Annotated in this window: 21 protein-coding genes; 10 read left to right on the top strand and 11 right to left on the bottom strand. The window is 69.5% G+C overall.

Annotated elements, in window-relative coordinates:
- Window positions 1-141 precede the first annotated feature (141 nt).
- The 3 genes from AC27L4_RS13280 to AC27L4_RS13270 all read right to left on the bottom strand — a co-directional run bounded on the left by AC27L4_RS13280 (window position 142) and on the right by AC27L4_RS13270 (window position 3348).
- Entirely contained in the window at window positions 142-711 is a 570-nt protein-coding gene (locus AC27L4_RS13280) for a GNAT family N-acetyltransferase (RefSeq protein WP_487142662.1), read from the bottom strand.
- A gap of 194 nt (window positions 712-905) precedes the next feature.
- Window positions 906-2036 carry a type III PLP-dependent enzyme gene (locus tag AC27L4_RS13275; RefSeq protein ID WP_487142661.1) on the bottom strand — a complete coding sequence of 377 codons (1131 nt, stop codon included), beginning with the start codon at window positions 2034-2036 and terminating at the stop codon, window positions 906-908.
- A 556-nt stretch (window positions 2037-2592) separates the two neighbouring features.
- The gene (locus tag AC27L4_RS13270) at window positions 2593-3348 is read right to left on the bottom strand and encodes a helix-turn-helix transcriptional regulator (protein WP_487142659.1); all 756 of its coding nucleotides are present in this window, start codon (window positions 3346-3348) and stop codon (window positions 2593-2595) included.
- 249 nt (window positions 3349-3597) lie between these two features.
- Between AC27L4_RS13270 and ubiA the strand changes: the two genes are divergently transcribed.
- The 8 genes from ubiA (at window position 3598) to AC27L4_RS13230 (ending at window position 10503) form a co-directional block, all read left to right on the top strand.
- Window positions 3598-4512, top strand: coding sequence for a 4-hydroxybenzoate octaprenyltransferase (gene ubiA, locus AC27L4_RS13265; protein WP_487142937.1), 915 nt, complete (start codon window positions 3598-3600; stop codon window positions 4510-4512).
- Between the two features lie 407 nt (window positions 4513-4919).
- Window positions 4920-5609, top strand: a complete 690-nt coding sequence (gene minC, locus AC27L4_RS13260) for a septum site-determining protein MinC (protein ID WP_487142658.1) — start codon at window positions 4920-4922, stop codon at window positions 5607-5609.
- Window positions 5610-5631: 22 nt separating this feature from the next.
- Window positions 5632-6447 (top strand): septum site-determining protein MinD, encoded by an 816-nt coding sequence (gene minD / locus AC27L4_RS13255; RefSeq protein ID WP_487142657.1) that lies wholly within the window; start codon window positions 5632-5634, stop codon window positions 6445-6447.
- The gene (minE, locus tag AC27L4_RS13250) at window positions 6444-6719 is read left to right on the top strand and encodes a cell division topological specificity factor MinE (protein WP_487142656.1); all 276 of its coding nucleotides are present in this window, start codon (window positions 6444-6446) and stop codon (window positions 6717-6719) included. Before minD ends, minE begins: the two co-directional genes overlap by 4 nt.
- Window positions 6720-7009: 290 nt before the next feature.
- Window positions 7010-7459: a hypothetical protein gene (locus AC27L4_RS13245; protein WP_487142655.1), complete on the top strand. Its 450-nt coding sequence runs from the start codon at window positions 7010-7012 to the stop codon at window positions 7457-7459.
- Window positions 7459-8097: an OmpA family protein gene (locus AC27L4_RS13240; RefSeq protein WP_487142654.1), complete on the top strand. Its 639-nt coding sequence runs from the start codon at window positions 7459-7461 to the stop codon at window positions 8095-8097. The genes AC27L4_RS13245 and AC27L4_RS13240 overlap by 1 nt, the downstream gene beginning before the upstream one ends.
- A 1-nt stretch (window position 8098) precedes the next feature.
- Window positions 8099-8329 (top strand): hypothetical protein, encoded by a 231-nt coding sequence (locus AC27L4_RS13235; protein WP_487142653.1) that lies wholly within the window; start codon window positions 8099-8101, stop codon window positions 8327-8329.
- 368 nt (window positions 8330-8697) lie between these two features.
- Entirely contained in the window at window positions 8698-10503 is a 1806-nt protein-coding gene (locus AC27L4_RS13230; RefSeq protein WP_487142651.1) for an ABC transporter ATP-binding protein, read from the top strand.
- Between the two features lie 297 nt (window positions 10504-10800).
- Here the strand turns inward: AC27L4_RS13230 and AC27L4_RS13225 are convergent, their stop codons facing one another.
- The 7 genes from AC27L4_RS13225 to AC27L4_RS13195 all read right to left on the bottom strand — a co-directional run bounded on the left by AC27L4_RS13225 (window position 10801) and on the right by AC27L4_RS13195 (window position 18611).
- Window positions 10801-11553 carry an SDR family NAD(P)-dependent oxidoreductase gene (locus AC27L4_RS13225; protein WP_487142650.1) on the bottom strand — a complete coding sequence of 251 codons (753 nt, stop codon included), beginning with the start codon at window positions 11551-11553 and terminating at the stop codon, window positions 10801-10803.
- A 13-nt stretch (window positions 11554-11566) separates the two neighbouring features.
- Window positions 11567-12583, bottom strand: coding sequence for an ABC transporter permease (locus AC27L4_RS13220; RefSeq protein ID WP_487142648.1), 1017 nt, complete (start codon window positions 12581-12583; stop codon window positions 11567-11569).
- Window positions 12576-14174, bottom strand: coding sequence for a sugar ABC transporter ATP-binding protein (locus tag AC27L4_RS13215; protein WP_487142646.1), 1599 nt, complete (start codon window positions 14172-14174; stop codon window positions 12576-12578). Before AC27L4_RS13215 ends, AC27L4_RS13220 begins: the two co-directional genes overlap by 8 nt.
- Window positions 14171-15283, bottom strand: coding sequence for a sugar ABC transporter substrate-binding protein (locus AC27L4_RS13210; RefSeq protein WP_487142645.1), 1113 nt, complete (start codon window positions 15281-15283; stop codon window positions 14171-14173). The genes AC27L4_RS13215 and AC27L4_RS13210 overlap by 4 nt, the downstream gene beginning before the upstream one ends.
- Before the next feature lie 208 nt (window positions 15284-15491).
- Window positions 15492-16424: an NAD-dependent epimerase/dehydratase family protein gene (locus tag AC27L4_RS13205; protein WP_487142644.1), complete on the bottom strand. Its 933-nt coding sequence runs from the start codon at window positions 16422-16424 to the stop codon at window positions 15492-15494.
- 4 nt (window positions 16425-16428) lie between these two features.
- Window positions 16429-17328, bottom strand: coding sequence for an allantoinase PuuE (gene puuE, locus AC27L4_RS13200; RefSeq protein ID WP_487142643.1), 900 nt, complete (start codon window positions 17326-17328; stop codon window positions 16429-16431).
- A gap of 23 nt (window positions 17329-17351) precedes the next feature.
- Entirely contained in the window at window positions 17352-18611 is a 1260-nt protein-coding gene (locus tag AC27L4_RS13195) for a hydantoinase/carbamoylase family amidase (protein ID WP_487142641.1), read from the bottom strand.
- 144 nt (window positions 18612-18755) lie between these two features.
- On the opposite strand from AC27L4_RS13195, the gene AC27L4_RS13190 reads away from it, so the two are divergent.
- Both AC27L4_RS13190 and AC27L4_RS13185 read left to right on the top strand, forming a co-directional pair.
- Entirely contained in the window at window positions 18756-19649 is an 894-nt protein-coding gene (locus tag AC27L4_RS13190) for a LysR family transcriptional regulator (RefSeq protein WP_487142640.1), read from the top strand.
- A gap of 120 nt (window positions 19650-19769) precedes the next feature.
- Complete coding sequence (locus AC27L4_RS13185; protein WP_487142639.1) at window positions 19770-21233, top strand: metal-dependent hydrolase family protein; 1464 nt, start codon at window positions 19770-19772, stop codon at window positions 21231-21233.
- Window positions 21234-21335: 102 nt separating this feature from the next.
- Here the strand turns inward: AC27L4_RS13185 and AC27L4_RS13180 are convergent, their stop codons facing one another.
- Window positions 21336-22373 (bottom strand): LacI family DNA-binding transcriptional regulator, encoded by a 1038-nt coding sequence (locus AC27L4_RS13180; protein ID WP_487142638.1) that lies wholly within the window; start codon window positions 22371-22373, stop codon window positions 21336-21338.
- Window positions 22374-22737: the final 364 nt, after the last annotated feature.

Genomic DNA, 22737 nt, shown 5'->3' with positions numbered 1-22737 from the left:
CTCCGGTCGGTTCTAAAGGCAGCGTCGACTTAGGCCGCCGAGGGTAGGGGCCGCAACGCTTTTGTGCCAGGACGGCGACAATCGCGTGACGGCCGGGATGAAGGATGAGGGGCGGGCCCGCGCGGCCCGCCTGCCCGGGGCTCAGGCCGCGCGGGCGAAGCCGGCTTCGCCGGCCGCCCGGGCCACGAGGGCGGCGAAGTCCGGCGCCGGGGCGAGCTCGCCGGTGGCGTTGACCAGGCCGGCGGCGCCGGCGAGGGCGCCCGGCGCCAGCTCCAGCGCCAGGAAGCGGTCGCGCTCCACCGGCCCGGGCAGCCACAGCGCCCGGGTGAGATCGGCCGAGAAGCCGAAACGTTGATAATAGGCTGCATCGCCGACCAGCAGCACGGCCCGGTGGCCGAGCAGGACCGCCCGCGCCAGGGCGTGACGCATCAAGAGGGCGCCGACGCCCGCGCTGCGGCACGCGGCCTCGACCGCCAGGGGCCCGAGCAGCAGGGCCGGGCGCCCCGGGCCGGCGGAGACGTGCCACAGGCGCACGGTGCCGACCAGGCGGCCGTCCGCATCGTCGACCGCGGCGAAGGCGAGGTCCTTCGCCGGCAGGCGGTTCTCGCGCAGGCGCTCCGAGGTCTTGGCGAAACGGTTGGCCAGCGAGGCGTCGAGCAGCACCTCGCGGGCATCGATGTGGCGCAGGGTCTCCGGGACAATACGGATCATGGCCGTTGCTCCTCTCTGGAAGCGACAGACAAAGGAAATGCGGCGGCCGAAGCCGCCGCGATGTCGGGACGGTGAGGGCGGAGCAGGCGCTCATGCCAAGTCGCGAAGATGCTGACGCATCCGCGCCTTGAAAAGCTCAAGTGCCGCTCGGGCTCAGCCAAGGCTCAATGAGTCAGGCTCATTGAGCTTCGGTATCAGATCACCACGGATGCCAGCGGCGGAAAGCCGTTGAAGCCGACCGTCGAATAGGTCGTGGTGTAGGCGCCGCAGGCCTCGATCAGCACCTTGTCGCCGACGGCCAGGCTGACCGGCAGGTCGTAGGGCGTCTTCTCATAGAGCACGTCGACGCTGTCGCAGGTGGGGCCGGCGATGACGCAGGGCGCGGTCGCGTCCCCGTCGCGCAGGGTGCGGATGGGGTAGCGGATCGCCTCGTCCATGGTCTCGGCCAGGCCATGGAACTTGCCGATGTCGAGATAGACCCAGCGCACGTCGTCGCTTTCGGCCTTCTTCGACACCAGCACCACCTCGGCCTCGATCATGCCGGCATCGCCGACCATGCCGCGGCCCGGCTCGATGATCGTCTCGGGCATGCGGTTGCCGAAATGGCGCGACAGCGAGCGGAAGATCGCCTCGCCATAGGCCGGCACGCCCGGCATGGCGCGCAGGTAGCGCGCCGGGAAGCCGCCGCCCATGTTGACCATCGACAGGGAGATGCCACGCTCCGCCAGCTCGCGGAACAGGCCGGCCGCCGTGGCGAGGGCGCTGTCCCAGGCCTCGACGTTGCCCTGCTGCGAGCCGACGTGGAACGAGACGCCATAGGCCTCCAGCCCGAGGTCGTGGGCGTGCTCGAGCACGATGGCGGCCATGGCGGGAACGCAGCCGAACTTCTTCGACAGCGGCCATTCCGCGCCGGCGCCGTCGCACAGGATGCGGCAGAACACGCGCGAGCCGGGAGCGACGCGAGCGATCTTCTCCACCTCGGCCTCGCAGTCGACGGCGAACAGGCGCACGCCGAGCTGGTAGGCGCGCGCGATGTCGCGCTCCTTCTTGATGGTGTTGCCGAAGGAGATGCGCTCGGGGCCGGCGCCGGTGGCCAGCACCTGCTCGATCTCGACCACCGAGGCGCAGTCGAAGCACGAGCCCAGGCGCGCCAGGAGGTTGAGGATCTCCGGGGCCGGATTGGCCTTGACCGCGTAGAAGACGCGGGTGTCGGGCAGGGCGTGGGCGAACGCGCCATAATTGCGCTCGACGACCTCAAGGTCGACGACGAGGCGCGGCGAATCGGAAGGGGTGCGTCGGATGTAGTCGAGGATACGGTCGGTCATGGCGGGGGCCTCCCCAGGGTCCGAATGGCAGAGGACGGCGCGACGAACCGTTCGCCCGCGCGGTGGAAACGCGAGCGGCGGAGACGACGAACCGCCCGTTGCCGAGGCCGCGCAAACGGCTTCGCAACGGGATGAAAGGCCGGCAATGCCGCAGCCATGTCCGGGCTGCCGCCTGCCGATGGGTACTGCCTTGGATTGGATCGGGGAAAATCCCGGTCCGCACGCCTGGCAAGAGAAACAAGCCTCTTCAGTCGCCGGATTTGGAAACCGGCCGAGACCAAAAAAGCCCGCTTCGTCGTTGCTTCAAGCTGCGTCCCCCGCGGAGTACGGGGTTCACCGGTCGCCTCCGGCTGCCGATCTGTGTCTGGAGTTCGACGGCTTTCGCCACCTCGAAGGATCACATCCGCGATCCCTCATTCACTCCTGGCGACCGTCCGGCCTCTTGTCCGGATGTCCACCGACCGGCACGCGGCCACAGGCACGTGCGAATATGGGCAGGAACGGAGTTAGGGGAATCGCCCGTAGCAATCAAGAGGAATTCGCACCCCGGATCACATCATTTGGGAACGGGGTCCTGGGTTGTCGCCGCCGCATGGCTTGCGGGGGCCTGCGCGCCGGTCCCGGCCTTCCGATGCGTCGCCAGGGTCTTGCGCCAGCGCGCCCGCAGCACCGCCGGGCGCTCGGGATAGCGTTCGTCGAGGAATGTCGCCTCGGCCACCCTGTCGGTGCGGAAATGGCGGAAGTCCTGCCGCAGCTCGCACCAGCCGATCAGCAGCCGGGTGGTCTCGAAATAGCCGACCGCGATCGGCCAGATCAGGCGCTCGCTCTCGCGCCCCTGCTCGTCGCGGTAGCGCAGGGCGATCTTGCGGGCGCCGTGGATGGAGGCGCGCACCTCGCCCATGTCGATCCGGTCGGGCACGATGTCCCGGGCGGGCGTGGTGCTGGCGGCCGGCTCCAGCACATAGGGCCGGAGCCGCTCCGGCACGGCGGCGGCGACCTTGGCGATCAGATCCTGCGCCGCCCGCGCCAGCGCCGGGTCGCCGCGGCCGGCCACCCATTGCGCGCCGAGCACCGCCGCCTCGATCTCGTCCGGCGTCAGCATCAGCGGCGGCAGGTCGAAGCCCTTCTCAAGCACATAGCCCATGCCGGCCTCGCCGCGGATCGGCACGCGCTGGGCCATCAGCGTGGCGATGTCGCGGTAGACCGTGCGCTTGGAGGTCTCGAGCTCCGCCGCCACCGCGTCGGCCGTGACCGGCCGGCGGCTGCGGCGCAGGATCTGGATGATCTGGAAGAGCCGGTCGGCGCGTCTCATGGGCTGCTCGTGCAGGTCGGGCCGGCCGGGATGGTGGCAGGCGGCGGGCCAGGGGACAAGGACAGGCGCAGGCGCTCAGCGCCGGATCAGGCCGGCCATGGATTCAAGGGCGCAACAGCCTGTTGTCTGCGTGGCAAGCGATGGGACGGACAGGCCGGATCCGGACGTCGGAGCAACGGGCTCTTGCATCGGCCGCATGTCATCGCACAAAACACGCCAATCGCACCAGGACAGAGCGGGAATTGCTCGATGACGACTTTGAGCCGGCCCGATCTGAGCGACATTCACAGGGGCGACTGGGTCGATCGCCGGCTGCCGCCGATGTGGCGGCCCTACACCCGGCTGGCGCGGCTGGACCGGCCGGTCGGCATCTGGCTGACGCTGTTTCCCTGTTGGGCGGCACTGATCCAGGCGACTCATGGGATACCCGGCCTCCGGCTGCTGGCCATCTTCACGCTCGGCGCGTTCCTGATGAGGAGCGCCGGTTCCACCATCAACGATATCGCCGACCGCAGGTTCGACGGCCATGTCGAGCGGACCCGGTTTCGTCCCCTGGCGAGCGGCCAGATCGGGACGCTGCAAGCCCTTGTCTTTCTGGCGGTTCAGCTTGCTCTTGCAGCAACGCTCCTGCTCTTCCTGACGTCCTACACCCGCCTGATCGCCGTTTGCGTGCTGCCGCTGGTGTTCATCTATCCCTTCTGCAAGCGCTTCACCCATTGGCCGCAGGCGGTCCTGGGCGCGGCATTCAATTGGGGGATGCTGATGGCCTGGGCCGAGATCGCCGGGCATGTCCCAAGGGGAGCCGTGCTGATGTGGGCGGGCGCCATCGCATGGCAGATCGGTTACGATACCGTCTATGCCTATGTCGATGTGCAGGACGATACCCGCCTCGGCCTGAAATCGACGGCGATCCTCTTCGGCGCTCGCGGCAGGACCTGCATTGGCCTGTTCTATGCGCTGGCGATCGGGGCGTGGTCGCTCGGCGGCTGGATGCTGGGAATGTCCGGCTTCTATGCCGTCGGCATGTCGGTGATCGCAGCGCACCTCGCATGGCAGACCTGGCGGATCGACCTTGATCGTCCGGAGGTGAATTTTCGCCTGTTCCTTGCGAACATCCTCACCGGGGCGCTTCTCGCGGTGGCCGCCTTCATCGGCACGTTGTAGGCGGTCCGGTCGAACGGTATCGCCATCGTTCGGATGGCAGGGCCTTCCGATCGCGCATTGCACCACGCGTGGCGGAGGCTTCGGACGCGGCTGCGGCCCTCCGCCCCGCCACCCCTGTCTCCTTTCTGGACGGGAGCGCCATGGGGGCCGGCCTCCTGCCGGCGGCCGGTGCGTTGCGCGACCGAGCCACCGGCGCTCGCGATCGTCCCATCGGGATCTCCCTCGCCGAACAGATTCGGACCGCTGAATCGGTGATTTGCCACACGAACCGCGGCGGATCGGCTGGATATCGCGCGGGGCAACCGGACAGTTCCGGGACCCGGCAAAAACCGATCGGCGCGGCCGTCGGTGTTAACCCCCCATTAACCATGACGGCCGCCTTATCGAGCATCGAAAGGTATCGAATCGTGACAGCCACGGCCCGCATACAGTCTTCCGTCCGCTTCCGGGGGCGCTCGTTCCTGGCGCTGGTGCTCGCACCGGTTGCGCCGCTCGCCGACTGGCTGGCGGAGCTCGATTCCATGGCCACCCGCTCGCCGGGCTTCTTCTCCGGCCGGTCGGTGATCCTCGACCTGCAGGGGCTGGAGGTCGATCGCGACGGCCTGGTGAAGCTGGTCGGCGATCTCGCCCAGCGCGACATCCGCATCATGGCGATCGAAGGCGCCGCGCCCGGCCTCCTGGATCCGGCCCTGCCGCCCTCGATCAGCGGCGGCCGCGACACCAGGCCGATCGAGGGGCGCGCCGCCAGCCCGTCCGTCCGCACCTTGCCCTCGCTGATGCTGGAGGCGCCGGTGCGTTCGGGACAGACGGTCGCCTATCCGCAGGGCGACGTGATCGTCCTCGGCGCGGTCAGCTCGGGCGCCGAGATCGTCGCCGGCGGCTCGATCCACATCTACGGCACGCTGCGCGGCCGGGCCATCGCCGGCACGGCGCCGGGCCAGGCCAAGGCGCGGATCTTCTGCCGCAAGCTCGAAGCCGAGCTGCTGGCGATCGACGGACTGTATTGCACGGCCGATTCCATGGACGCGAAGCTGCGCGGCAAGCCCATCCAGGCCTGGCTCGACGGCAATGCGATGATGATAGCGGCGTTGGACTAGCGCAGAGAAGAAGGGGAAGCCGATGGCCAAGGTCATGGTCGTGACATCGGGCAAGGGCGGGGTTGGCAAGACCACCTCGACGGCCGCGCTCGGCGCCGCTCTGGCGCAGGGTGGAGAAAACGTCGTCGTCGTCGATTTCGACGTCGGCCTGCGCAACCTCGATCTCGTGCTCGGTGCCGAGCGGCGGGTCGTCTACGACCTGATCAACGTGGTGCAGGGCGACGCAAAGCTGCCGCAGGCGCTGATCCGCGACAAGCGCCTCGACAACATGCACCTCCTGCCGGCCTCGCAGACCCGCGACAAGGACGCGCTGACCGCCGAAGGCGTCGCCCGCGTCATCGGCGAACTGCGCGAGCGCTTCGACTGGATCATCTGCGACTCGCCCGCCGGCATCGAGCGCGGCGCCACACTGGCGATGCGCCATGCCGACGTCGCCGTCGTGGTGACCAACCCGGAAGTCTCGTCGGTGCGCGACAGCGACCGCATCATCGGGCTGCTCGACAGCAAGACCGAGCGGGCCGAGCGCGGCGAGCAGATGGAAAAGCATCTCCTGCTGACCCGCTACGACTCCGTCCGGGCCGGGCGCGGCGAGATGCTCAAGACCGAGGACGTGGTCGAGATCCTGTCGATCCCGCTCGTCGGCATCATTCCCGAAAGCCCGGAAGTGCTGCGCGCTTCGAACATGGGGACGCCGGTCACGCTGTCCGACCCCTCCAGCGCACCGGCTCGGGCCTATTGCGACGCCGTCCGGCGTCTGAAAGGCGACAAGGTGGAAATGACGGTCCCCAGCGACCGCCGGCGCTTCTTCTCGGGCCTGTTCGGACGGAGGGTGGCGTGAACGTGCTCAATTTCTTCAACAGGCGCAAATCGGCCCCGATGGCGCGCGAGCGCCTGCAGATCCTGCTCGCCCATGAGCGCACCGCCACGGGCAGCCGGCCCGACCTGCTCAACATCCTGCGCGAGGAGATCCTCGCCGTGGTCGCCAAGCATGTCGCGGTCGACAGCGACAAGGTCCAGGTCACGATGAGCCGGGGCCCGGCCGTGTCGACGCTGGAGATCGACATCGAGATCCCGAACGTGGCGCGAGCCAAGATCGCGGTGAACATGTAAGGGGGCGTCCCCTTCGCACGACCGGGGCAGGGCCCCTCCTCGCCGGGCGCGGGGAGGGGCCCTGTCGTTTGGCCTGCCCCCGGCCCTCCATGCCAATCGCAGCCGGATGCGAGCGGCAATCCCCGTGGAGCTGTCTTCCCGCGGTGGCGAGTGTCTGCCGCGGAAAATAGTTGCGCAAATTGAAAAACACAGTTCAATCAGAGCCTTGACCGTGCTCTCAGGTGAATGTTCCACTTCCGGTTCAAGATCCCTATAGTGAAGGCATATTCTTTGTCTTCAGAGGGGATGGGATGCTGAAAACAACTCTGGTCGCTTTGGGGCTTCTTCTGTCCTGTGCTGCCTCCGCCGAGGAACGCAGTTTCACGATCGCCGGCGGCCAGGTCAGCGTGCCCGTCGGCCTGACCGTTCAGGTGAAATCGGTGACGGTCGGCGAGGACGCGACGACCGTGCGGCTCCTGGCGAGCTTCGACAGCCACGCGACCAACAGTGTCAACCTGAACGATGACGAGAACGCCTATCTCGCCTGGGGGGAGGGTGAGGAGCAGCGGCTGCATCTGCGGCAGATCCGCGACAACAAGTGGATGCGGATCCAGAACGGCCAGACGATGGAGGGCGATCTGGTTTTTCCCGGCGTCGTTCCCGCCGAGGCCACGAAGGTGACGCTCGTCTTCAACGCCGGCAATCCGGGCAATGACACCAGCGCGCCCGGGGTGAGCGTGCCGCTGGAACTGAAGCAGTGATGCGGGGGACGGTGCTGGCGCTCTGCCTCGCCCTGCCCGGGTCTGCATCGGCCTACACGCTCACGATCGGCAGCGGACCGGCGGGCGAGCGGCCGTCCCGGTTCGAGCCGGTCGATTTTCCGGCGTCACGCTTCGCGGAGCGTCCGAAGGCAAGCGAGGCGAGGCTGACGGCGGGGCCCTCGTCCTTCGTCCTGAAGGGCGTGGCTTCGCAGGAGCGGGCGAAGACCGAGAGCATGCTCACCGCCCTCGGCGCGCGGCAGGACGGCGACCGCATCCTCGTGAACCTGCCGAGTGACGTGCTGTTCGACTTCGACAAGTCGGAGATCCGCGCCGATGCCCGCCCCGTGCTGTCGCAACTGGCCGGTGTGCTCCTCGCCATGCCGAAGGCGCCGGTGGGCGTCGTCGGCCATACCGATGCCATGGGCAGCGACGCCTACAACCTGGCGCTCTCCGAGCGCCGGGCGCTGTCCGTCCGCGACTGGCTGCGGCGGCTCGGCGTGAGCGCACGCCGGATGACGACCGCGGGCAAGGGCGAATCCGCGCCCGTGGCGGCGAACCGGCGCGCCGACGGCAGCGACGATCCGGATGGGCGGCAGAAGAACCGCCGTGTCGAGTTCATCATCGGGACAGGAGATTGAGATGGCGCTGACCACATGTCCCGAGTGCGACGGCAAGGTCTCGGACAAGGCCTTTGCCTGCCCCGGCTGCGGCTATCCGCTGGCGGAAGGCAAGGGCGGCAGCGTCTGGCCCGGCGTGCTCGGCGGTGTCGCCGGAACCTATATTTCGGCCCAGGCCGTGGTGGCGATCATCGTCGGCACGGTCACCATCCTTGCTTTCGCCGCGATCATGATTGCCGTCATCGTCAGTTGAGCGCCCGCGCCGCCGTCTGGCCCGGGGCCGGGTCAGCGGTCGGCGCGAGGGCCCGTCTGTTGCGGAATTGCATCATCCGGAGCCTTGTCGGCGCGACATCTTGTCAACAAAGGCGACGCCGGATAGTTTGACGCCTCGTCTTCGGCTCAACCTCGGAACCAGGGAGGGAATGCATGGCATCGAACAGCTTCATCACCTCCGCGTTCCCGATGCGACCACGGGCCTAGTTCCCGCGCGGCCCGCCTGAGGACCGCCCAGCCGGACGTTTCATTTTCATCCATCATTCGAGTGACGGCATCGGCGCCTGCGCGCGGCTCGTCGCTCCTCAATTCCGGAGCCGGCCGTCTCAGCGACGCCGGATCGAAATCATGTCTCATCTCCCCGTTTCGGGGCGGGCCAATCCATTCGTGGCCGTGCTCCGCTTCACCTTTGCCCATTGGGGCCGACAAGTGCCGCGCGTGGTCGCGGTGGTGCTGTTCGTCATGGCCTCGACCCTGGCCGACGTGCTGATCCCGGTGTTCGCCGGGCATCTCGTCGATGCGGTCGCAGCCGGGGCGACGGACCGCGACGGCGCGGTGACGGCCGCGCTGTGGGCGCTCGGCAGCATGCTGGCGCTCGGCCTCGGCGCCGTGGTGTTCCGGCACCTCAGCTTCGTCGGCGTGACGCTGATGACGCTGAAGACCATGAACGACGTGGCGGCCGAGGCCTTCGCCCGGCTGCAGCGCTTCTCGACCGACTGGCATGCCAACAACTTCGCCGGCTCGACCGTGCGCAAGGTGACGCGCGGCATGTGGGCGCTCGACGCGCTGCACGACACGGTGCTGACCGCGCTGCTGCCCTCGCTGGTGGTGCTGCTCGGCACGACGGTGGTGCTGGGCCTGCGCTGGCCCTCGCTCGGCCTGATCATCCTGATCGGATCGATTGCCTTCGTGGTGCTGACCGTGGTGCTGTCGCTCAACTTCGTCGCACCGGCGGCGCGCCTGGCCAACAGCTGGGACACGCGGCTCGGCGGCGCGCTGGCCGATGCCGTGTCGTGCAACGCCGTGGTCAAGGCCTTCGGCGCCGAGCAGCGCGAGGATGAGCGGATCGCGCGGGTGCTGGCCAAATGGCGCGGACGCACGCGGCGCGCCTGGCTGCGCGGCACCAATGCGGGCACGGGCCAGGGCGTGGCGCTGCTGGTGCTGCGGGCGGCGCTGCTCGGCGGCGCGCTCTGGCTCTGGATGCAGGGTCATGTCGGCGCCGGCGACATCGCCTTCGTCCTCACCGCCTACACCGTGGTGCAGGGCTATCTGCGCGATGTCGGCATGCACATCCACAACCTCCAGCGCTCGGTGAACGAGATGGAGGAACTGGTGGCCATGCATGACCTGCCCTTCGGAGTCGCCGACAGGCCGGGCGCCGAGCCGATCGTGGTCGAGCAGGGCCGGATCGCCTTCGAGGGCGTGACCTTCCACTATGGCGGTCATCACGATCCGCTCTATCGCGACTTCTCGGTGACGATCCGGGCAGGCGAGAAGGTCGGCCTCGTCGGCCGCTCGGGCTCGGGCAAGACGACCTTCGTCAAGCTGGTGCAGCGGCTCTACGACGTCACCGGCGGGCGGATCACCATCGACGGGCAGGACATCGCCGCGGCGACGCAGGCGAGCCTGCGCTCGCAGATCGCGATCGTGCAGCAGGAGCCGATCCTGTTCCACCGCTCGCTGGCCGAGAACATCGCCTATGGCCGGCCGGGCGCCTCGCGGACCGAGATCGAGCGCGCCGCCCGGCTGGCCAATGCGCACGACTTCGTGGCGCGGCTGCCGAACGGCTACGCCACCCTGGTCGGCGAGCGGGGCGTCAAGCTGTCGGGCGGCGAGCGCCAGCGCATCGCCCTGGCCCGGGCCTTCCTGGCCGATGCGCCGATCCTGATCCTGGACGAGGCCACCTCGAGCCTGGACTCGGAGTCGGAGGCGCTGATCCAGGAGGCGATGGAGCGGCTGATGGTCGGCCGCACCACCATCGTCATCGCCCACCGCCTGTCGACGGTGCGGGCGATGGACCGGATCCTGGTGTTCGACCGGGGCCGGATCATCGAGGAGGGCGACCATCACGCGCTGGTGCGGCGCGACCGCGGCGTCTATCGCGGCCTGTTCGAGCGGCAGGCGATGGACCTGGCCAAGGGCGCGGCGGCCTGAGGCCGGGGAGGCGGGTTCGCCCGCCTCCCCATTGCGCCGGAGCCGAGGGCGTTGGCGCAGGGCGCGCCTTATCCTGCAGGCCCTTCATCCTCTATCCCTCCCCGTCGATCTCGGGTGTTCACGAGATCGACGCCTTTGAAGGCAAGCCGGATACGTCCGACTTGCCCGGGGAGAGGGAAGACGCAGGCTTCGGGACATTTTCGGCGAGGGAGCGCGTCTCTCCCACAGGATGCGCGCACGAACTCGATGTGGAGCATCCATTCTCGAACCACACCCCGAAGGAGCGGTCCTGCGCCGTTACCAGGCGACGTCGCCGCCGTTCGGCGAGATGCTCTGGCCGACCATGAAGCTCGCCTCCTCGGAGGCGAGGTAGACATAGGCGGGCGCGATCTCCTCGGGGTGGGCGATGCGGCGGATCGGCAATTGCTGCTCCTTCCAGGCGCGCCAGCCGGCGTCGCTGGCCCGCCAGGCCGCGGTGTCGGTCGGTCCAGGGCAGACGCAGTTGACCGCCACGCCGGCGGCGGCCACCTCCTGCGCGACGGCGGCGGTGAGCGCCACGATCGCCGCCTTCGAGGCGCTGTAGGCCGCCGCGCCGGCGGCCGGCTTGTGGGCGAGCTGGGAGGCGGTGTTGACGATGCGACCATAGCCCTGCGCCAGCATCGGCGGCAGGCCGTGGCGCATGCCATAGGCGACCCCGCGCAGGTTGATGTCGAGAACGCGCTGCCAGTCGGCCCAGTCGATCCCGGTGAAGTCGCGCATCGGCAGGCCGATACCGGCATTGTTGACCAGGATGTCGAGGCGACCGAACCGCTGCAGCGCCGTCTCGACGGCGTCGCGGACCTCGTCCTCGACGCGCACGTCGCAGCGGCAGGCGAGAGCCTGCCCGCCGCCCACGACGATCTCCGCCGCCAGGGCCGTCCTGTCCGCGGCCTCGCCGATGTCGGCGACGATCACGGCGGCGCCTTCGGCGGCGAAGGCCCGGCAGACGGCGCGGCCGATGCCGCTGGCGGCGCCGACGACGAGTGCGATCCGGCCGGCGAGGCGCGGCATGGCGTCTCCTCCCTCAGGTCAGCGATTCCTCGCGGCCGCGCACCAACTGCGACAGGGCCACCGCCAGCACCAGGGCGCCGCCGTAGAAGAGGTCCTGCACGAAGGTGTCGATGCCGAGGATGGACAGGCCCGTGATCCCGGTCACCAGGAGATAGACCGCGATCATCGAGCCGATCGGGTTGAAGCGGCCCGGCGTGATCGAAGTGGCGCCGAGGAAGGCGGCGGCGAAGGCCGGCAGCATCAGCTGCGTGCCCGAGTTCGGGTCGGCGGAGCCGGAGGTGCCGGCATAGAGCACGCCGGCGACCGCTGCGAGCACGCCCGAGACGACGAAGCAGGTCAGGCGCATGCGCGTCACCGGGATACCGGAGAGCCGCGCCACCTCGCGGCCGCGGCCGACGAACAGCGCCTTGCGGCCGAGCGAGGTGAACTCGGACGCGTAGACGAGCAGGAGGGCGAGGACCAGGGCATAGTAGAAGGCGAGGGGGATGCCGAACAGGCGCGTCAGGATCACGGCGTTGACCAGCGACCAGTCGATGCCGCCGATGGTGCGGGACTCGCTGATCCAGAGCGTGAGGCCGTGCAGGAAGGTTCCGGTCCCCAGCGTCACGATCAGCGAATGGATGCGGAAATAGAGCGTGAAGAAGGCGTTGAGCAGGCCGGTGGCGACGCCGATCGCCAGTGCCGCGGCGATCGTCCAGCCGAGCGGCCAGCCATGGCCGACATTGAGCACGGCGATGACCATGGAGGAGAGGGTCAGCACCTGCGCCACGGAGAGGTCGATGTCGCCGGCGGTCAGCGGCACGATCAGGCCCAGCGTCAGGATCACCAGTACGGCCTGCGAGCCGAAGATGGTGGAGAAGTTGGGCCAGGTCAGGAAGGCGTCGGGGGCCAGCCAGCCGAAGATGGCGATGATGGCGAGCCAGGCCATGAGCAGGGCGAAGCGCTCGATCTGGACGAGGAGGGGCCGGCGCCCTGGCCTGGCCAGCGTCTTGTCGGTGCCCGTTGCGGTCATGCCGGCTGCCTCACTCATGGCTGGTTTCCTGGCTCGACGGGATGGGGACGGCGAGGCTGCTGTCGAGACTGGTGAGGCAGCGCTCGGTGATGGCTTTCTTGGAGATGGCCTCGCCCGCGAGGCTGGCGACGACGCGGCCGCGGCTGAACACCAGGACACGGTCGCAGATCGTCTCGAGCTGTTCATGGTCGGAGCTGGCGCACAGGATGGAGGCGCCCCGTTCGGCCGCGGCGCGGACCAGGGCGTAGACCTGGTGTCGCGCTCCGACATCGACGCCCTGGGTCGGTTCGTCGAGCAGGATCAGCCGCGGCTCGGTCTGCAGCCACTTGGCCAGGACGACCTTCTGCTGGTTGCCGCCGGAGAGGCCGCGCACCGGAATGTCGGGGTCGCGCGGGCGCACGTCGAAGCGCTCGGCCAGCGCCGAGCCGAGGCGGCGGATGCGGCCGGCGGTGACGCCGAGATGCGGCAGGGTGCGGCCGAACATCGGCAGCGCCACGTTCTCCGCAACCGGCAGGCTGTCGATCACCGCCGCACCCTGGCGGTCGGCGGGCACCAGCACCATGCCGAGGCGCAGCGCCGCTGCCGGATCGAGGCGGGAGATGGCGACAGCATGCCCGTCCAGCATGATCCGCCCGCCGGCCGCCGGCTCGGCGCCATAGACGAGATAGGGCACCCGGTCGTAGCCCGAGCCGATCAGGCCGGTGAGGCCGACGACCTCGCCGCGGCCGACCGTCAGGTCGAACGATTCGAGCCCGCCGCCGGCAAGGCCCTCGATCGTCACGGCGGGATCGAAGCCGCGGTGCCGCGGCGGCGGCCGGCTGAGGTCGAGGCTGCGGCCGACGATGGCGGTGACGAACTCGGCCTTGCCGGCCTGCTTCGTGACGAGGCTGGCGGCGACGCGGCCATTGCGCAGCACCGTGGCCCGCTCGGTCAGTTCCATGACCTCGTCGATGTCGTGCGAGACGAAGATGACGCTGGTGCCGCGCTCGGCGACCTTGCGCACCAGGGCGAAGAGCTTGTGCACGTCGTCCTGCGACAGGAACGGCGTCGGCTCGTCCAGGATGAGCAGGCCGCCGCGGCCGGCGGTCTCGCGGATTTCGTGGAAGGCGCGGATGATCGCCAGCAGCGCCCGCTCGACCGGCGGCAGATCCGCCACCGGCATGTCCGGATCGATCGCCAGTCCGTGCTCGGCAAACAGCGCGGCCGCCTCGGCGCGGGCCTTGCCCCAGCGGATCAGCGGGTTGGCGGCACGCACCAGCCGGTGCACGAACAGGTTCTCCACCACCGACAGGGACGGCACCAGGCCGAGGGCCTGGTGGACGACGGCGATGCCGTATCTGTTGAAGTCGCCCGGCGGCAGCGGCATCGGCAGTTCGCGGCCACCGATCCAGACGCGCCCGGCGTCGGGCGCGTGCACGCCCGACAGGATCTTGATCAAGGTCGACTTGCCCGAACCGTTGTGGCCGAGCAGGCCGTGGATTTCGCCCGGAGCGATGGCGAGGTCGACGCCGTCCAGCGCCTTCGCCCCGCCGAAGGCCTTGCTCAGGCCCTCGATGCGCAGGTTGGGGGCGGGCGCCGCGGCGCCCGCGTCCCGGCCGGCCGCGGTCACGGCAGGCCCCAGAGCTTGCGATAGCCGGCGAGGTAGGCGTCGCCGTAGCCGGTCGAGATCTTGGGCGGCACGCCGGCGCTCTCGGCATTGGTCTTGTCGAAGATGTAGAGGGGCACCTTCGGATCCTTGACCGGCGGCAGGCCGCAGACCAGGCGCATCTCGGCGTCGACGATGGCGTGGGCGACCCAGTCGATGCTTTCGCCGATATCCATCTCGACGCGGCCCTGCTGCACCAGTTGCAGCACGTAGGGGCTGCCGTTGAAGGTGGCGATCTTCACGCGGTCCGCCGACTGGGTCAGCTCGACCGCCGGCACCACGAACTGGGCCATGCCGTCATAGATCGGCAGGATGTAGTTGATCGAGCGGTCGCGCAGCAGCGCCGACTGCACGGTCGACTGCATGCGCGTCGCCCAGTCGGTCACGGGGACGTTGACGTACTTCACCTTGCAGTCCGGGCAGGTGTCGGTGACGCGCTTGATGCCGTTGATCAGCGAGTTGGCGGAGAAGGAATCCTCGGCGACGATAGCGAGGATGTTGGCCTTGCCCCCGGTCTTGGCGACGGCCCAGCTCGCCATCAGCTCGCCGGCCTGGCCATAGTCGATCGGCACTTCGAGGAAGGGCTTCGGCGGCTGGGTGTCGAAGCCGGCGGCGTGGGCGGCGACGATCTTCACGCCGGCCTGGTCGGCCTGCACGGCCTGGGGCACCAGCACGCGCGGATCGGACATCAAGACGTCGACGAGGTCGTATTTCTGGGCAATGGCCTGGTTGATGCCCTGGATCCATTGCGAGGGCTGGCCCTGGGTCTGGTAGTGGTCGTACTGGAACCCGATTTCCTTGGCGATCTCGGCCATGCGGCCGGCGACGCCGCCGGTGAACTCCACGGCGCTGGAGAAAGGCACCACCATCGCCTTCTTGCCCTTCATGCAGGCACGGGCATCGAAGGCGGCGCCCGGCGGCTGGAATTCCGGCAGCTTCTGGTGCTCGGCGATGCGCTTGGCGAGGGCGTCGAGGTCGAGCGCCGCCGCGGGGCCGCCGAGCGCCAGCGACGCGGCCATGGCCAGCCCGCCGAGCAAGGCCGCCGTCCTCAGGATCTTTGCGTTGGTCGTCATGAGAGTTCCCTTCTGAACGCCGGGCGTCCCGTTCGCGGGATCGCCCCGGCATGCCTGGTCATGGCCGGGCCGGACGCTTCTCGGCGCCTTGCGATGCCCGTGCCGGATCGCGGTTCAGACCTGTTCGTCCGTCCGGACCGGTCTTTTGCGGCTGCAGCATCGAATTCCCCGACACTTCATACAATCGAATTGATTTGATCCCGATCCTTCAGGATTTTTGATCCTGGGCCGCCAGCCACGCCGCGTAGCGCGCGATCCCCTCGCGGAGGGAAACGGCCGGCCGCCAGCCGAGGTCCGCAGCCGCGGCCGCGATGCGCCAGGGGCCCTGCGGATCGCCGAGCGGATCCTCGCCGGGCTCGACCGCGATGGCGGCGCCGGGCACGATCGAGCGCACGAGATCGGCGATCGCGCCGAGCGTGCGGCCGTCGTCGCCGGCGATCGCATAGGCGGGACGGCGCGGCATCGCGGCGGACACGGCCGCCGCCAGCGCCGTCACCACATCGTCGACATGGATGTGGTGGTAACGCTCGTCGCGGCCGTGCGGCACGACGAGTAGGCGGCCCGCCAGCGCCGATGCGACCATGTCGCGGACGAGGCAGGCCGTGCGGCGTCCGGGCCCGTACACGGCGGCGATGCGCAGGCTGACGCCGGTGAAGCCGAAGCTGCGGGCATAGGCCTCGACCAGCGCCTCGCCGGCCACCTTGGTCGCGGCATAGACCGAGGTCGGATGCAGCGGCCGTTCCTCGTCGAGCGCCGTCTCGGGCTGCGTCCGGCCATAGACGCTGCCGGAGGAGCAGAAGACGAAGCGGGGGATGGACCGCTCGCGCGCCAGCTCCAGCAGGTCGAGCGTGCCGCCGATATTGGTCTGCGCCACCAGCGCCGGCCGGTCGCGCGCCAGCATCGGTCCCGAGATGCCGCCGCAATGGACGATGGCGGCGATCGCGACGCCGTCGGCCAGGGTGCGCAGGCGGCCGGCGTCGCCGAGATCGCAGGCCAGCACCCCGGCTGCCGCATCGGCCTGCCGGTCGAGGGCGAGGACCGTGCGGCCGGCGCGGCGCATGGCGGCCGCGAAGGCGCCGCCGACGAAGCCGGACGCGCCGGTGACCAGCAGCGCGCCCGGCGCGGATGCGGGGACCGCCACGGCGTCAGTCCCGCTTCGGCGGATGCACCCGCCGCCAGTGGTCGGCGATGTCGATGCGGCGCGTCACCCAGACGTCGTCGGCCGCGGCGACATGGTCGAGGAAACGCTCGAGATCGGCGGCCCGGCCCGGCCGGCCGACGAGGCGGGTGTGCAGGCCGATGCTCATCATGCGCGGCTGGCGCGCGCCCTCGCGCCGCAGGAAGTCGAAGGCCTGGATCAGGTAGGCGGAGAAGCTCGGCGACTGGTAGCCATAGGTGTTGACGTAGCGCCCGTCATTGTTGTCGAGCGTGTAGGGCACGACGAGATGGTCGTGGCCGTCGACGTCGACCCAATAGGGCAGGTCGTCGGCGAAGGAATCGGCGTCATAGGCAAAGCCCCCGGCTGCGACGACCAGCCGGCGGGTGTTGACGCTCATCCGGCCGGTGTACCAGCCGGTCGGCCGCGATCCCGTCACTTCGGTGTGGATGCGGATGGCCTCGGCGATGTGCTCCGCCTCCTGTTCGGCCGGCATCTCGGCATACTGGATCCAGCGCAGGCCGTGGCTGGCGATCTCGAAGCCGGACTCCTTCATGGCCGCGACCGCCTCCGGGCTCTTCTGCAGGGCGGCGGCGATGCCGAACACCGTCACCGGCAGGCGCCGCTCCGTGAACAGGCGATGCAACCGCCACCAGCCGACGCGGCTGCCATACTCGTACTGCGACTCGACATTGACGTTGCGGATGTTGGCGAAGGCCGGCGTCGGTTCCTCGGTGAGGAAGGCCTCGGAGTGGCGGTCGCCGTGCAGCACCGAATGCTCGCCGCCCTCCTCGTAGTTGATGACGAACTGCACGGCGAGGCGGGCGCCGCCCGGCCATTTCGGATCGGGCGGGTTGCGGCCATATCCGGCCAGGTCTCTGCTCTGCATGGCGATCCTCCTCAGGCTGTCGGTCAGTAGGCGAGGGCGTGCAGCCCGGCTGCGAGCACGCGGATGCCGGCGACGATGTCCTCGACCGACGAGAACTCGTCCGGCGTGTGGCTGCGTCCGTCCTTGGAGCGCACGAAGATCATCGCCACCCTGGCGATGGCCGCCATCTGCTGGGAATCGTGGCCGGCGCCGCTGGCCATGGTCATGGCCGGCACGCCCTGCTCGCGCGCCGCCCGCTGCAGCGTGGCGACGATCCGCGGATCGGAGGGCGCCGGCTCGTGGTCGATCATCACCTGCCAGTCGATGCCCAGGCCGCGCCGGTCGGCGACCTCGCGCATCAGGCCCTCATGCATGGCGTAGAGGCGGCGGCGCGCCGCGGCGTCGGGATGGCGGGCATCGATGGTGAATTCGACCCGGGCGGGGATGATGCCGGGGAAGTTGGGCTCGACCACGGCCCGCCCGACCGTGGTCACCGCCGGCCGGCCGATGCGATGGGCTGTGTTGATGATGCCGGACGCGATCTCGGCGAAGCCGGCCATCGGATCATGGCGGATATCCATCGGGAAGGCGCCGGCATGGTTCTGGGTGCCGCGGATCTCGGCGCGGTAGTGACGAATGCCGGTGATGGCGTCGACGACCGCCACCGGCAGGCCGGCCTGCTCGAGGATCGGACCCTGCTCGATATGCAGCTCGACGAAGCTGTCGATGTCGTCGCGCCGGGCCTCGCCGATGCGGGCGGGGTCGAGCCCGACCGCGCGCATGGCCTCGGCGATGGTCTCGCCGGAGAAGGCGACGACGCGCTCGGGATCGTCGGGGCCGATGCGGCCGGTGACGGCGCGCGAGCCCCAGTAATTGGCATTGGGAAAGCGGCTGGACTCCTCCTCGCAGAAGGCCACCGCCTCGAGCGTGCGCCGGGGCTGGCCGCACTGCTCGCGCAGCGCCCTGAGCGCGATCAGCGCGGCCAGGGCTCCGAGCGCGCCGTCGTAGCGCCCGCCCGGCGTCTGCGAGTCGATATGCGAGCCGGAGGCGATCGACGGGCCGGGTTCGCTGCCCTGCAGCCGCCCCCAGACATTGCCGACGGCGTCGCGGTGCACGCCGAGGCCGGCCTCGGCGCACCAGGCGGCGTAGCAATCGGTCGCCGCGACCCATTCGGGCGAGTAGACCGTGCGCGACACGCCGGTCTCGCCGACGGCGCCGAAGCGCGCGAGGTCGAGCACATAGCGTTCCACGAGCGCGGGATCGATGTGGATCTGGGGTGAAGTGTCGGGCACGGTTCCTCGCATCGGATCTGTCCGGCCGTCGCGCCTCGCCGCCGCGCCGACCGTCTCGCGGATTCGATCTCACAGCCGACATTCCAGGAAAATCGAATTATTCAGGACAGGTCACTTCAGAAAATTTGATGTACGCTGGGCCGGCAGGAGGGTGCCATGAACCACCGCCAGGTCGAGACCTTCTATTGGGCTGCGCGGCTCGGCAGCTTCGCCCAGGCGGCGGCCCGCCTCAACGCCACCCAGTCGGCGGTGTCCATGCGCATCCAGGAGCTGGAGGCGCGGCTCGGCGCGGTGCTGTTCGACCGTTCGCAGCGCACGGCGCGCCTGACGCCGCGCGGGGCGATGCTGCTGCCGCTGGCCGAGGAGGTGCTGCTGGCGACCGAGCGGCTGGTGCGCGCCGGCTCCGACCGGGAGGAGGTGGTGGGCTATGTCCGGCTCGGCGTGGCCGAGATTGTGGCGCTCACCTGGCTGCCGGCGCTGATCCGGGCCGTCCGCAGCGAACATCCGCGCATCCAGCTGGAGCTGGAGGTGACGCTGTCGCACCTGATCGAGGACAAGCTCGACGCCAGCGAGCTCGACATGGCCTTCGCCGCCTGCGAGATGCCGCCGTCGCGTTTCCTGTCGGTGCCGGTGGAGGCGGTGGAATTCGTCTGGGTGTGCAGCCCCTCGCTGCCCGGTGTTCCCGACGTGCTGACGCCCAAGACGCTGAGCGAGCTGCCGATCATCGCCACATCGCGCGAATGGCAGTTCCGCGGCTCGACGCTGGCCTGGCTCACGGCCAACGACGTGCATTTCCGCGACCTCACTTTGTGCAACACCTTCCGCACCGCCGCCTCGCTCGCCATCGCCGGCCTCGGCCTCGCCTATGTGCCGGAGCGCCTCTACCGCGCCGACATCAAGGCGGGACGGCTGCGCCTCCTGTCCTGCCGTCCCGAGAACGGCCCGCTGCAGATCATGACGATCCGCTCGCTCGCCGACGCCAGCCCGGCGCATCTGGCGCTGGAGCGGGCGGCGGTCGCGGCAGCGGCGGAGCATCGGGAGAAGGGGTAGGGGACGCCGGCTGCGGCGATGGCGAAACCAAGCGGATACGAAGATACGCTAGGCTCGCGTCGGATCGTCGGTGACATCCCGGTCGCGGGCCGGACGTCCGACGCGAGGAGCCGGATCGTCATGTTCACCTGTTCACCCGCCGACGCGACCGAGCCGCCGGCCTTCGCCTGCCTGTGCCACAGCCCGGCCTTCGCCCGCCTCAACGCCGTGGTGGAGCGCCGGTTCTCGCGCCGCTCCTTCCTCGCCGGCGCGGCCGCCGCCGTCGGCGCGGCGGCGCTGTGGCCGGAGCGGGCCTCTGCCGGCATTCCGGCGGCGCCGCAGGGACCTGTCGCCTTCGCCAATGTCAGGCTGTTCGACGGCAAGGCCGGCAGGCTGGCCGAGGGGCGGCGCGTCGTCGTCGAGGGCAACCGGATCAAGGCCGTCGAGCCGGCATCCGCTCCGGTCGTCCAGGGGATGCAGGTCATCGACGGCGGCGGACGCACGCTGATGCCCGGCCTGATCGATGCGCACTGGCACTCGATGATGGCGGCGGTCGGCATGCTCGACCTGATGACCGCCGATATCGGCTATATCAACATCGTCGCGGCCGAGGAGGCCGGCCGGACGCTGATGCGTGGCTTCACCAGTATCCGCGACCTGGCGGGGCCCTCCTTCGGCCTCAAGCGGGCGATCGACAGCGGTCTGACGGCAGGCCCGCGCATCTGGCCCTCGGGCGCGATGATCTCGCAGACCAGCGGCCACGGCGATTTCCGGCTGCCCTTCGAGGTGCCGGCGCAGCCCGACGCGCCGCTCAGCCGCGGCGAGATGGTCAATGGCGGCATGATCGCCGACGGTGTGGACCAGGTCCTCAAGCGGGCGCGCGAGCAACTGATGCTCGGCGCCAGCCAGCTCAAGCTCGCGGCCGGCGGCGGAGTCGCCTCGAACTACGACCCCATCGACGTCAGCCAGTACACCGAGGCCGAGTTCCGCGCCGCGGTCGACGCGGCGGAGAACTGGGGCACCTATGTGACGGTGCACGCCTATACGCCGCGCGCCATCCAGACCGCCATCCGCGGCGGCGTGCGCTGCATCGACCATGGGCAACTGATGGACGAGCAGACCGCCCGGATGATGGCGGACAAGGGCATCTGGTTCTCCAGCCAGCCCTTCCTCGACAACGCCTATGCCAACCCTTACCCGGAAGGGTCGGCGAACCGGATGAAGCAGCTGACGATGTTCCAGGGCACCGACACGGCCTATGGACTCGCCAGGAAGCATGGGCTCAAGACCGCCTGGGGCACCGACATCCTGTTCGAACCCGGGATGACGAAGAACCAGGGCGCGATCCTGGCGACGATGAGGCGCTGGTATTCTCCCGACGAGATCCTGGTGATGGCGACGGGCACCAATGCGGAGCTGCTGGCCATGTCCGGTCCGCGCAATCCCTATCCCGCCAAGGTCGGCGTGGTCGAGGCCGACGCCTATGCCGACCTGCTGCTGGTCGACGGCGACCCGATCGCCGACATCACGCTGCTGGCCGATCCGGAGAGGAACCTGAAACTCATCATGAAGGATGGCCGGATCTACAAGAACGCGCTGGCGTAACGGAGGCGGGGGCTGCGCGTCGAGCGCGGCGACGAGGCCGCATCGCCGACCGGGGAAGGCTTCGAGCCGAGGCCGTGACGGGCGAGGCCTGCCGCAGCGACATCACGCCGAGGCCCGCATCATCAGCCGGGCCTCCAGGCGCACCAGTTCCGGCCGGGTGTCGTCCGGCACGGCGCCGTCGGCCTCGATCCGGTTCAGCAGGATGTCGACGCCGTTCTCGGCGAGGCGGTCGAAGTCCTGGGCCACGGTGGTGAGGGGCGGGCAGCCATAGCGGCTGAGCGGCTGGTCGTCATGGCCGGCGATGCGGATGTCGCAGCCGGGATCGCGGCCGATCCGCAGGCCTCGCTGATAGGCGGCGGCCATGACCCCGACGGCGCAGCGGTCGTTGGCGCACAGGATCGTCCGGGTCGGGAAGCCCGGGCCGTCGAGCACGCGCCGCGCCTCCTCGAAGGCGATATCCTCGAAGCGCCAGTCGTTCTGGGGGGCGACGGCGACGATCTCGGGCTTCAGGCCGAGGCGCTCCATGGTCCTGACATAGGCGAGCTTGCGCTCGACGGCGTTGTGGTTGACGGCCGGCATGTCGAAATAGGTCGGCCGCTCGCCGGTGCGGCAGAGATAGTCGGTGATCAGCGGCACGCTCTGGAAATTGTCGGTGCCGACGAAGGGCGTGTCATCGTCGAGGCGGGAGTCGAGGAAGACGATCGGGATGCGCGCCCTGAGGCTGCGCATCAGGGCGATGTCGGAATGGATGCCGAGCGGGGCGACGATGGCGCCGGCGATCTTCAGCGAGAGCAGGGTCTCGATGGAGCGGGCCTCGAGCTGGGCATCGCCGCGCGAGGACAGCACCAGGGCGAGGTAACCGCGCTCGACGCAGCGTGTCTCGATGCGGCGCAGCAGCTCGGAGAAGAAGGTGTCGCCGGTATCGGGAACGATGACGCCGATGATCTTCGGCCGCCGCTTGTTCAGGTTGACCGCGAAGAGATTGGGCCGGTACTCATGCTCGGCCAGGGCCTGCTCGATCCGGGCGCGGGTCGACTTGCGCACGCTGCCGGGGTCGTTGAAATATTTCGACACGGTCGGCCGTGAGATGCCGCTCAGCGCCGAGAACTCCGCCATGTTCCTGATCGTGCGGTTGGTCATTGGCGATCTTTCTCGGGCGACCTTTCCTGCCGCGGGCAGCGGAACCGGTCCGGCTGCGGCAGGCAGGCGCGCGCCCAGCCCGCGTCCGTGCCGTCGGGCGCCGGTCCGGTCAGGCTAGCACAGGATTTTACGCGGGAAAATTTAGAAGTTGACGTGGTGAGCAGTACCGCTCGCGCCTGCACCGGCGGTCGGCGAGACGGCGCCGGCTATCGGCGGAGGTCGATGGATCACGAAATTTGTCTCACGTCAAATATCGGATTGACGTATGTGCACCCCCTCTCTAGGCTTCGCTGCCAACAAGGAACGGGAAGGGACGGCGCGGCCGAAACGGTTGCGGGTCGAGGACGGGCGGAGACGGATGGGT

This window comes from Labrys sp. Lb11, from assembly GCF_057554225.1.
This window is presented reverse-complemented; position numbering and strand designations above follow the sequence as displayed.

What these genes read in the sequence shown, in the direction of transcription:
- ubiA (WP_487142937.1), top strand. Translation starts at nt 3,598, where the DNA reads ATGACGACTTTGAGCCGGCCCGATCTGAGCGACATTCACAGGGGCGAC.
- minD (WP_487142657.1), top strand. Translation starts at nt 5,632, where the DNA reads ATGGCCAAGGTCATGGTCGTGACATCGGGCAAGGGCGGGGTTGGCAAG.
- AC27L4_RS13270 (WP_487142659.1), bottom strand. Translation starts at nt 3,348, where the DNA reads ATGAGACGCGCCGACCGGCTCTTCCAGATCATCCAGATCCTGCGCCGC.
- AC27L4_RS13245 (WP_487142655.1), top strand. Translation starts at nt 7,010, where the DNA reads ATGCTGAAAACAACTCTGGTCGCTTTGGGGCTTCTTCTGTCCTGTGCT.
- AC27L4_RS13190 (WP_487142640.1), top strand. Translation starts at nt 18,756, where the DNA reads ATGAACCACCGCCAGGTCGAGACCTTCTATTGGGCTGCGCGGCTCGGC.
- AC27L4_RS13230 (WP_487142651.1), top strand. Translation starts at nt 8,698, where the DNA reads ATGTCTCATCTCCCCGTTTCGGGGCGGGCCAATCCATTCGTGGCCGTG.
- AC27L4_RS13225 (WP_487142650.1), bottom strand. Translation starts at nt 11,553, where the DNA reads ATGCCGCGCCTCGCCGGCCGGATCGCACTCGTCGTCGGCGCCGCCAGC.
- puuE (WP_487142643.1), bottom strand. Translation starts at nt 17,328, where the DNA reads ATGCAGAGCAGAGACCTGGCCGGATATGGCCGCAACCCGCCCGATCCG.
- AC27L4_RS13220 (WP_487142648.1), bottom strand. Translation starts at nt 12,583, where the DNA reads ATGAGTGAGGCAGCCGGCATGACCGCAACGGGCACCGACAAGACGCTG.
- AC27L4_RS13235 (WP_487142653.1), top strand. Translation starts at nt 8,099, where the DNA reads ATGGCGCTGACCACATGTCCCGAGTGCGACGGCAAGGTCTCGGACAAG.
- AC27L4_RS13280 (WP_487142662.1), bottom strand. Translation starts at nt 711, where the DNA reads ATGATCCGTATTGTCCCGGAGACCCTGCGCCACATCGATGCCCGCGAG.
- AC27L4_RS13185 (WP_487142639.1), top strand. Translation starts at nt 19,770, where the DNA reads ATGTTCACCTGTTCACCCGCCGACGCGACCGAGCCGCCGGCCTTCGCC.
- AC27L4_RS13275 (WP_487142661.1), bottom strand. Translation starts at nt 2,036, where the DNA reads ATGACCGACCGTATCCTCGACTACATCCGACGCACCCCTTCCGATTCG.
- AC27L4_RS13195 (WP_487142641.1), bottom strand. Translation starts at nt 18,611, where the DNA reads ATGCGAGGAACCGTGCCCGACACTTCACCCCAGATCCACATCGATCCC.
- AC27L4_RS13180 (WP_487142638.1), bottom strand. Translation starts at nt 22,373, where the DNA reads ATGACCAACCGCACGATCAGGAACATGGCGGAGTTCTCGGCGCTGAGC.
- AC27L4_RS13240 (WP_487142654.1), top strand. Translation starts at nt 7,459, where the DNA reads ATGCGGGGGACGGTGCTGGCGCTCTGCCTCGCCCTGCCCGGGTCTGCA.
- AC27L4_RS13210 (WP_487142645.1), bottom strand. Translation starts at nt 15,283, where the DNA reads ATGACGACCAACGCAAAGATCCTGAGGACGGCGGCCTTGCTCGGCGGG.